The organism is Actinocrinis sp. (genome assembly GCF_035650855.1).
Lineage (GTDB): Bacteria > Actinomycetota > Actinomycetes > Streptomycetales > Catenulisporaceae > Actinocrinis.
This window is the reverse complement of sequence record NZ_DASRGV010000137.1, coordinates 1-8,727: the sequence shown is the minus strand read 5'-3', so window position 1 is coordinate 8,727 and position 8,727 is coordinate 1. Positions and strand designations below refer to the sequence as shown.

The following is an 8,727-nucleotide window of genomic DNA, read 5'->3' as shown; positions in this document are numbered from 1 at the left end:
GCCAGAGCGCGTCGGCGCCGGCGCGGGCGACTACGACTTGCGCCACCACGGCGACCGGGAAGCCGCCGCCGGACTCGTGGACCTCGCCGTCAACGTCCGGATTCCCCGGCCGCCGAACTGGCTGCTCGACCGGATCGCGGCGTCGCTGGCCGAACTGGCCGCGTACCCGGACGCGGCACGCGCGACCGCCGCAGTCGCGGCCCGCCACGGCCGCCGGCCGGACAACGTCCTGCTCACCTCCGGTGCGGCCGAAGCGTTCGTGCTCATCGCGCGCGCGGTTCCGGCCCGGCGCCCGGTGGTCGTGCACCCGCAGTTCACCGAGCCGGAGGCGGCGCTGCTAGCCGCCGGCCATCGCGTCGAGCGTGCGATCCTGCCCGCAGCCACCGGCTTCGCGCTCGACCCGAGCCTCGTGCCCGCCGACGCGGACCTGGTCATCGTCGGCAATCCCACCAACCCGACCGCAGTGCTGCACCCCGCCGACCGCATCGCCGCGCTCGCGAAGCCGGGCCGGCTGCTGGTCGTGGACGAGGCGTTCATCGACGCGATTCCTGGAGAGGCCGAGAGCTTGGCCGCGCGTGACGACGTGCCCGGTCTCGTCGTCATCAGAAGCCTGACGAAGACCTGGGGCCTGGCCGGGCTGCGCATCGGCTATCTGCTCGCGGCGCCGGACGTGGTCGAGTTCCTGCGTACCGCGCAGCCGCTCTGGTCGGTCTCCACCCCGGCGCTCGCCGCCGCCGAGGTGTGCAGCGAGCCGCGTGCGACGGCCGAGGCTGAGCGCCTTGCCGAGCAGGCGGCGCGCGACCGTGCGTACCTCGAGGACCGGCTCATCGAGCTACCCGGCGTCAGCCTGCCCGCCCTCGCCCCTGCCGGCGACCGGACTCGCGCCCGCGCCCCCTTCGTCCTCATCCACGCCGCCGGAGCCGACAAGATCCGGCTGCGGCTGCGCGAGAGCGGATTCGCGTTGCGCCGGGCCGACACGTTCCCCGGTCTCGGCCCGGACTGGCTGCGCATCGCCGTGCGCGCGCCCGAGGTGACCGACGCCCTCGTCGCCGCCTGGCCGCGCTAAAGCGGGTCACGCTCCCCGCCGCACCCTGCCTCCCGCCGCCCTGCTTTACCTCGCCTCGCCGCGCCTCTCCCCGCCCTACCCGAACACCCCTGGTGGTCCCACCACCGCCGACAGGATCGCCGCGTTCGGCAGCAGAACCGTGCCGTTGTCGGTGACCAGCTTCACGTACGTCAGGTTCATGTCCGCGACCAGGCCGGTCAGCACGCCGCCGAGCGCGCCGGACCGGATCGAGATCTCGTCCCCGATCGCGAACGGCCTGGTGAGCAGGAGCATGAGCCCCGCGAACACGTTGCCGAGCGACTGCTGCGCCGCGATGCCGAGGATCACGCCGGTGACCGCGCCGCCGAGCAGCAGCCGCTCGATCGGCACGTTGAGCGCGCCGAGCGTGCCGAAGATCACGAAGACGTAGCCGACCAGCAGGCAGACCCAGCGCAGTCCGGCGCGGCGATTGTCGCCGAGGCTGGACGGCACCGTCTTGAGGATCTCGTTCGTCGCCGACCGCACCGCGCTCACGCCGAACACCAGGAACAGCACCGCGCCGCTGATCGCCGCGGCGTGCCCGATGGAGGAGTGCTTGTTGAAGAAGTCGACGCGAGCAGGCGTGTTCGTAAGCACTCCGCCTGCGCAATAGGTCAGCGCGAGCCCTATGCAGGCGAGCACCGTCGCCAGGATCGCGCGCCGGAAATCAGCGCTGATCGCGTTGTGCAGGGCCATGAGCGGCGACTGCTCGTCCGGTTCGAGCTGGTGGATCCGGCCGGAACGCTGCTCGGCAACCTGCTTCACGCCGGCCTGGGCGGCCACGGCCCGCTCGCTCTCGGCCGCGGTCGCCGCGCCCCCGACGACTCCGGGGCTGGTGCCCGGCACGTCGCGCGCTCCCGTCGCGGTGGCCGCCGCGACCGCTGCCGCTTCCGCCTCCTGCTCCTGCGCCGTCCCGTCGGCCCCCGTCGTCCCACCGGAACCAGCGGCCCCGTCCGTCCCCGCCCCCGCAGCCGAGTCTCTCCGCTCGGGAGTTGGCTGTTCGCCGGTAGTCTGCCCGCTCACCGCCGCTCCCTTCGCTCTTTACTCTTCGCTGTTCGCTCTTCAGTCTTCGCTCTTCACTCCAGCGGTTTCTGGCGGTTGATCACTTTACGGCGTGTCATCCCGCGTACGCCAAGACGATCAGCGCCCAGCCGCCCTCACTCGGGCCGATCAGACAGCGATTCCATCAACCTCATACCGCTCTCACGCGCGCCTGGTAGGACGTCCGATGGGAGAATGGGCCCAGCGCACTACGGGCGGCACTTAAGGAGTCTGGGGATGAGCGAACCACTGAGCGGCCGGATCGTCGAGCCCGGGGATCAGCCCGGTCCCGGTCCCGGCGCCGGGTCGCGCCGCCCCGGGATGCTTTCGCCCAAATGGGCCAAGGCGTGGATCGTGCCCGTCGGGTTCGGCGCGGCATCGACGGTGCTCGGCGTGCTGGTGCTCGTCTGGCCCGGGCACACGGTCGGCGCGCTGACCGAACTGTTCGGCCTCTACCTCCTGATCACCGGTGGCTACCGCTTCGTCGCCGCGATCCAGCTGCACGGCGTCGACCCGGTCGCGCGCGTGGTGGCGCTGGTGCTGGCGGCGCTGTCGATCTGCGTGGGTGTCGTCTGCCTGATCGATCCGTTCAGCACCGCGTCCTCGTTCGCCGTCGTCGCTGGCGCGTTTTGGTTCGCCGCGGGCGCGATCACCTGGTTCGGCTCCTGGCAGCGGCGCGGGCGCGACGCGGCGGCCGGGCGTGCCCCGGGACTCGCCGGGGGAGTGTTCAGCATGATCATCGGAATTCTGATCATGCTGTTCCCGTCCAGCAGCCTGCTGTTCCTCGCCGTCGTGCTCGGCTGCTGGCTCATCTTCTTCGGAGTCTCCGCGATCGCGACCGGACTGGCCGCGCGCAGGCTGCTGAAGAACGTCGAGCGCGCCGTCCTCTATTGGCCCTGACCGCAGACCGCCTAACGCGACCACCAACCGCCGACCGCCGCAGTGCGCCCGGTCGCGTCACACGTACTGGCCCATGTCGGAAGACGGATCTAGCGTTGACTCCATGAGCGGCGACATGAGCATCGAGATCCGGGACGAACGCGACGAGGGCCACTACGGCGCCTACCTGAACGGTCAGCGCATCGGTTACGCGACGTGGGTGAAGGTGCACGACACGGTCGTCCTCCCGCACGCCGAGGTCATCCCGGCGTGGGAGGGGCAGGGGATCGGCTCGATGCTCGCGCGGCGGGCCTTCGAGGACGCGAAGGCCGACGGGCTCACGGTGCTGCCGCTGTGCCCCTTCATGAAGCGCTGGGCCGAGCTGCACCCCGCCTTCCGGGACATCGTGCGTACACCCCGCCCGGGCGAGATGCCGGCCGTCAACGACGCGGTGCACGCGGCGCGCACGCTCGAATCGCTGGCGAACGCCGCTGGGGCCAACCCAGCTCAACACTCAACCCCCCAGCACTGAGCGCGGCGCACTTGCGCCCGTGACTTGACCCCGCACTCAAACCACCCCCGCGCACCAGTTACCACGCCCCTCGCCTCGCCTTGCCCCCGCCCCTCCCGCTCTACCCCTCCCACCTTCCTTCACCTACTTCATCCACCTCACCTATCTCACCCCGGAGGTCCCCACCCATATGTCCGTGCACGAAGACGCCGTCGAACTGGCCGGCGAACTGACCGAGCTGCGCCGCGCCTTGCACCGCGAGCCTGAACTCGGCCTCGAGCTGCCTCGCACCCAGGAGAAGGTGCTCGCTGCGATCGACGGACTCGGTCTGGAGATATCGACCGGCAAGGGGCTCAACTCGGTAACTGCGGTCCTGCGCGGTAACGCGCCTGGCCCGACCGTCCTCCTGCGCGGTGACATGGACGCGCTACCGCTCCAAGAGCAGGGAACGCACGACTACCTATCGCGCAGCAACGGCGTCATGCACGCCTGCGGACACGACCTGCATACCGCGATCCTCACGGGCGCCGCAAAGCTCCTCTCGGCTCGGCGCGGCGACCTGCACGGCGATGTGGTCTTCATGTTCCAGCCGGGAGAAGAGGGCAACGACGGCGCGGCCCACATGATCGCCGAGGGCGTGCTCGACGCGACCGGCACGCTGCCGAGCGCGGCGTACGCGATCCACGTGACCTCCGGGCTCCTCCCGCGCGGCGTGTTCGCGACCAAGCCCGGCACCCTAATGGCGGCGTGCGCGGACTTCAAGGTCACCGTGCGCGGGCGTGGCGGGCACGGCTCGGCGCCGTACCGCGCCAACGACCCGATCCCCGCCGCGTGCGAGATGGTGACCGCGCTTCAGACGATCGTGACGCGCAAGTTCGACATCTTCGACCCGATCGTGGTGACCGTCGGCTACTTCCGAGCCGGCACGAAGAACAACATCATTCCCGACACGGCGGTGTTCGACGCGACCATCCGGGCCTTCTCCGCCGCCGCGCTCGACCGCGTCCTGCCCACGGTGAAGGCCACCGTCGAGGGCATCGCGAAGGCCCACGGCCTCGAGGTCGACGCGGAGTTCCACAGCCTCTACCCGGTGACGGTCAACGACCCGGCGGCGGCGGAGACGGTCGGCGCGACGGTCCGCGAGCACTTCGGCGAGCAGCGCTTCGTCACGATGCCGCAGCCGCTGGCCGGCGCCGAGGACTTCTCGCGAGTCCTCGAACGCGTCCCCGGCGCGATGGTCTTCCTCGGCGCGACGATCGAGGGCCGCGACCCGGCCACCGCCCCGTTCAACCACGCCCCCGAGGCAGCCTTCGACGACCGCGTCCTGCCAGACGGCGCGGCGCTGCTGGCCCAACTCGCCGTCGACCGCCTCGCCACGCCGACCAGATCCACCCCCGCCAGCTAGCCGACACGACACGACCCGACCCGCGATAACGACGAGCCCGCCACCGGGCTCCGAACCCGCCACCGGGCTCCGAACCCGCCACTGAACGAATCCGGCTCGCCCGGGCCCTAGAATGACCATGCGGCGAGCCGGTCGGGCGACCGCGTGCGCAGGTGCGAGCCTGCGCCCGAGGAAAGTCCGGGCTCCACAGGGCAGGGTGGTTGGCAACACCAACCCGGGGTGACCCGCGGGACAGTGCCACAGAAAACAGACCGCCGCGGCCAAGCGGCTGCGGTAAGGGTGAAACGGCGGGGTAAGAGCCCACCAGCGCCCGGGGTGACCCGGGCGGCTCGGTAAACCCCACCCGGAGCAAGGTCAAAAAGGGACGGCAGCCGCGGCGAAAGCCGCGAAAACCGCCCCGCGCGAGCGTCCGAGGGCGGCCCGCCCAAGCTCGCGGGTAGACCGCTTGAGGCGTGCGGCGACGCACGCCCTAGATGGATGGTCGCCTCGCACGCTGTCCGCAGCGCGCGAACAGAACCCGGCTTACAGACCGGCTCGCCGCACGAGGACGCCCCTGACCTGGGATTTCACCGTCGAGCCATGCCCGAAATGTCCCTGCGGGTCAGCACCAGGTCAGCACCATGCAGAGTCGTCCGTGTTTCCGCAGGTCAGCGCGTCGCAAGGTTCTTATGGCATTCCGAACGTTCCCGGACGGCCCCGATTCGCCACATTCCCGGCTTCGTGTGAGGCGGTGTTTGAAGGCTGATTCGGTTCTCGCGGCGAGGAAGTCGCCATTGTGGGGGCGTGCGCTTCGTAGCATGCGTGCCCGCTTCGGGCCGACAGGTCCCCTGTCGTAACGCCAGGCCGCGCGCCGGCGCAGGGCGCACCTGTAGGCCCCGGTGAGGCCCGAATATCGCCGGTTTCCGTCCTCGCGTGGCGGACCCGACATCGAAGAGGACTGAGCGGAATCCGGAGCGAGCGATGACCGCCCAGATGCAGACGCGGGTGGCCGCCCACCCCGTCTTCGCGGCGCTCAGCCCGCGCCAGCGCGAGTTGCTGGCCGCAGACGCCGAGCCGGTCCTCTTCGCCGCCGACGAGCGCGTCTTCGCCGAGGGCGCGTCTGCGGACCGGTTCTGGCTGAACGAGACCGGCGGGTATCGCGTTGGACACGTGGGTGCCCGGCCGCGGGGCGGCCGGGTTCCCCTGCCGCGGCGTGCTGTTCGGGGTCACACTGGAGTCCGCGGCGCATGCTGAGGGCGCCGGACCACCGGGCTGTGAAGGGCGGTGCGAGCAGAGATGGGTGTGCTTCAGCGCATCGCCGCGTCGGCCAGGGCCCGCGCGCACCGGGTACTGGACCGCTTCGACGAACCGGCGGCCGCGTTCGACCGGGCCCGTGCGCTTCAACTCAGCTTGCTGAGCGAGGCGAGCAACCGGCTGGCCGCGTCGGCGGCTGAGGCGGCCGCTTTGCGAGTCGAGGTGCGGCGGGAGCAAGAGCGCGCCGACCGGTGGGCGCAAAGCGCTCGGGAGCAACTGGCGGCAGGTGGCGAGAGCGCGGCCCGCGCTGCGCTGGCCCAGTGGGCGGGCGCGGTGACCCGGCTTGAGCGGTTGCGTCGGCAGGACGAGGCGCTGCGCGTTGAACGCGACGGGCTTACCGAACTGTCGCAGCGGCTCGAAGGGCGCCTGGCGGAGTTCGGCGCGCTGGCCGAGACGGTCAGGGCCGCCGATGCGGCGGCTCGGGCTGAGCGGGAGCTGGCAGTGATCGCCACCGAGGCCGAGGAACTGCGCCGGGCGGTGGACCGTACGGCGCGACGGGCCGCACCGCGGGGCCTCGATGAGGAACTCGGCGAACTGGAGACCGCGGCTCTGGTCGAGGCGCAGCTGCGCCGGCTGAAGGCCGAATCGCGCCACGGTCCGCGCGCCTCGGGTGGCGGCGGGTCGTCGCGATCCACGTCTCGATAGTCTCGACCGGTCTGCCGTCGCCCGTGCGCGAGCCGGGCGTGACGTTGCGACACCCAGTGTCGGGAGCGCGGCGTGTGTTCGTTTACTCGTTTCCGTGCTTGTGGGCAGGGGCGTGGCGGGCGAACCAGGTGGAGCGGTCTTGCTCGGCGGGTTCGGCCGGCAGGGTGGCGGTGGTGGGGTCGAGCACCACGATCCGGCACACCTCGGACAGGTGCATTCCGTGCGAGTCGGCGTAGTCGCGCAGCAGGGCGAAGGCCGCATCGACGGTGATGTGGTGGCGTTCGGCGAGCACGCCTTTGGCCTGTTCGACGGTCGTCCGGCTGTTGAGGGCGCCTTGGAGTTGGATGGTGATCAGGCCGGCCTGGTGCAGGGTGCGTTGAGCCAGGATGCCGATGGTGGCGACGTCCGCCAGGGCCTGGCCGGTGCGTATGTCCTGTTCGCTGAGCGGACTGGGGTGGGCACAGAACAGGTTCAGCGCGCCGATCACTGTGGTGCGCAGGCGGAGGGGCAGGGCGTGCACTGAGATGTATCCGGCGCTCTCGGCGGCTTGGGCGAACTGGGGCCAGCGGTCGTGGTTGGCGTGCAGATCGGCGTTGACCACCGGCGTCTCGGACCGCCGCAACGGCAAGGCGTGCACAGCGACGAAACCGGCCGCCTGGGCCGCTGCGGCGAACCGGGGCCAACGCTGCCGGTTTGCGCGCAAGTCGGTGTTGAACACCGCCACCCCAGTACGGCAGACCTCGACGCATGGGCCCGCGTCCGATTGCAGCGCGAACAGCTCCAGCACGCGTACGTTCTCGCTTGAGGAAGCCGCCGCGGACAGTATCCTGCGGTGGTCCATGAGCATGAGACCGGCGGCCTGCACGTCCAGCAGTCCTACACAGCGCCCGAGCATGGTCCGCAGGGACGCCTCAACCATGCTCGCGCCCCGGCTCGCCCCGGCGCGATAAGTAATTGGCCGCGTCGAGGCGCCCAGCTGCTCGTTGACATATCTGACCATGCTGTGCAGGCGAGCGCACGCAGCGCACCGGCGCAGGTGGTCGCGCAGCCTCGAGCCCTCGCGCTGCCCGACCCGGCCGCGGGCATACACGCCCAGGCGCAGCACGTACGGTCGGCACGCCGCATCGCCCATCTCGGAGACGTGCGCCTGCAGGTAGGCCGCCCGGAGCCCCTCGCGGGCCCGGCACGCCAGCGCCGCGACCGCGCCGGCCTCGATGCCCAGCACAGCGGCCAGCTCCCCGGGCCCCTGCCCCTCGACCTCGGTGTGCCACAGTATGCTGCGCCATCGCTCGGGCAGCGCCGCGAACGCGGCAGCGGCCATGGACCGCTCCTGGGCCGCGAGCACCGGGTCACCTGCTGCGCCGAGACCACCACATCGACGGTGTGCGCCAGCAGGAGATCGCGCCGCTCTCGGCGCCCGAATCGCCTGCGATGTTCCGCATCACCGTACGCAGATACGGCAACATCTCCGAGGTCGGGCCGCTGCCATGGCGGATCGCCGACAGTACCCGGGTGAACGCCTCGGCGCGAAGGTCCTCAGCCCCGGCTCAGGTGCGTGATAAGTAGTAGGCGCGCCGCAGTGCAACGGCCGCGTGCCGCCGATAGAGCGAGTCGAACGCCTCCAGGTCCCCGGCGCGCACCAGGCCGATCAACGCGGCGTCCGGTGGGTAGACATCCGTTTCCTGAGATTTCCCGTCACCGTGCGTGGAGCGTTCCCAGCCCATCGGCTCAGACCCCTGCCTACGGCACACCACCCGCCCGCGTCCAGGTTTCCCTGTAATTCAACGCCTCGGCGTTCCCACAGCCCCGGACTTTCGTCAAAACCCACCCGAACGAATGATGATGCCTCGACAGGCGATCCCCGCACGC

At 71.0% G+C, this 8,727-nt stretch carries 9 protein-coding genes and 1 other RNA gene; 7 read left to right on the top strand and 3 right to left on the bottom strand.

Features of this window, described 5'->3' with window-relative positions:
- Positions 1-1,066, top strand: a 1,066-nt coding sequence (gene cobC / locus VFB40_RS10830) for an Rv2231c family histidinol phosphate aminotransferase CobC (RefSeq protein WP_324849517.1), incomplete at its 5' end; no start/stop codon positions are given.
- A gap of 75 nt (positions 1,067-1,141) precedes the next feature.
- On the opposite strand, the gene VFB40_RS10825 is transcribed toward cobC, so the two are convergent.
- Entirely contained in the window at positions 1,142-2,107 is a 966-nt protein-coding gene (locus VFB40_RS10825; RefSeq protein ID WP_324849515.1) for a mechanosensitive ion channel family protein, read from the bottom strand.
- A gap of 255 nt (positions 2,108-2,362) precedes the next feature.
- Here VFB40_RS10825 and VFB40_RS10820 point away from each other — a divergent pair, with 255 nt between their 5' ends.
- The 6 genes from VFB40_RS10820 (at position 2,363) to VFB40_RS10795 (ending at position 6,858) form a co-directional block, all read left to right on the top strand.
- Positions 2,363-3,025: an HdeD family acid-resistance protein gene (locus tag VFB40_RS10820; protein ID WP_324849513.1), complete on the top strand. Its 663-nt coding sequence runs from the start codon at positions 2,363-2,365 to the stop codon at positions 3,023-3,025.
- A 103-nt stretch (positions 3,026-3,128) separates the two neighbouring features.
- The gene (locus VFB40_RS10815) at positions 3,129-3,536 is read left to right on the top strand and encodes a GNAT family N-acetyltransferase (RefSeq protein WP_324849511.1); all 408 of its coding nucleotides are present in this window, start codon (positions 3,129-3,131) and stop codon (positions 3,534-3,536) included.
- Positions 3,537-3,705: 169 nt separating this feature from the next.
- On the top strand, positions 3,706-4,920 hold the full coding sequence (locus VFB40_RS10810) for a M20 metallopeptidase family protein (protein ID WP_324849508.1): 1,215 nt from the start codon (positions 3,706-3,708) through the stop codon (positions 4,918-4,920).
- Between the two features lie 124 nt (positions 4,921-5,044).
- Positions 5,045-5,461, top strand: an RNA gene (rnpB, locus tag VFB40_RS10805) — RNase P RNA component class A.
- A gap of 419 nt (positions 5,462-5,880) precedes the next feature.
- Positions 5,881-6,153: a cyclic nucleotide-binding domain-containing protein gene (locus tag VFB40_RS10800; RefSeq protein ID WP_324849506.1), complete on the top strand. Its 273-nt coding sequence runs from the start codon at positions 5,881-5,883 to the stop codon at positions 6,151-6,153.
- Between the two features lie 42 nt (positions 6,154-6,195).
- Complete coding sequence (locus VFB40_RS10795; protein WP_324849504.1) at positions 6,196-6,858, top strand: PspA/IM30 family protein; 663 nt, start codon at positions 6,196-6,198, stop codon at positions 6,856-6,858.
- A gap of 82 nt (positions 6,859-6,940) precedes the next feature.
- On the opposite strand, the gene VFB40_RS10790 is transcribed toward VFB40_RS10795, so the two are convergent.
- Entirely contained in the window at positions 6,941-8,179 is a 1,239-nt protein-coding gene (locus tag VFB40_RS10790; RefSeq protein WP_324849502.1) for an ANTAR domain-containing protein, read from the bottom strand.
- A gap of 226 nt (positions 8,180-8,405) precedes the next feature.
- A complete protein-coding gene (locus VFB40_RS10785) occupies positions 8,406-8,582 on the bottom strand; it encodes an RNA polymerase sigma factor (RefSeq protein ID WP_324849500.1) in 177 nt (58 codons plus the stop codon).
- Positions 8,583-8,727: the final 145 nt, after the last annotated feature.

What these genes read in the sequence shown, in the direction of transcription:
- VFB40_RS10785 (WP_324849500.1), bottom strand. Translation starts at nt 8,582, where the DNA reads ATGGGCTGGGAACGCTCCACGCACGGTGACGGGAAATCTCAGGAAACG.
- VFB40_RS10820 (WP_324849513.1), top strand. Translation starts at nt 2,363, where the DNA reads ATGAGCGAACCACTGAGCGGCCGGATCGTCGAGCCCGGGGATCAGCCC.
- VFB40_RS10810 (WP_324849508.1), top strand. Translation starts at nt 3,706, where the DNA reads ATGTCCGTGCACGAAGACGCCGTCGAACTGGCCGGCGAACTGACCGAG.
- VFB40_RS10795 (WP_324849504.1), top strand. Translation starts at nt 6,196, where the DNA reads ATGGGTGTGCTTCAGCGCATCGCCGCGTCGGCCAGGGCCCGCGCGCAC.
- VFB40_RS10800 (WP_324849506.1), top strand. Translation starts at nt 5,881, where the DNA reads ATGACCGCCCAGATGCAGACGCGGGTGGCCGCCCACCCCGTCTTCGCG.
- VFB40_RS10815 (WP_324849511.1), top strand. Translation starts at nt 3,129, where the DNA reads ATGAGCGGCGACATGAGCATCGAGATCCGGGACGAACGCGACGAGGGC.
- VFB40_RS10790 (WP_324849502.1), bottom strand. Translation starts at nt 8,179, where the DNA reads ATGGCCGCTGCCGCGTTCGCGGCGCTGCCCGAGCGATGGCGCAGCATA.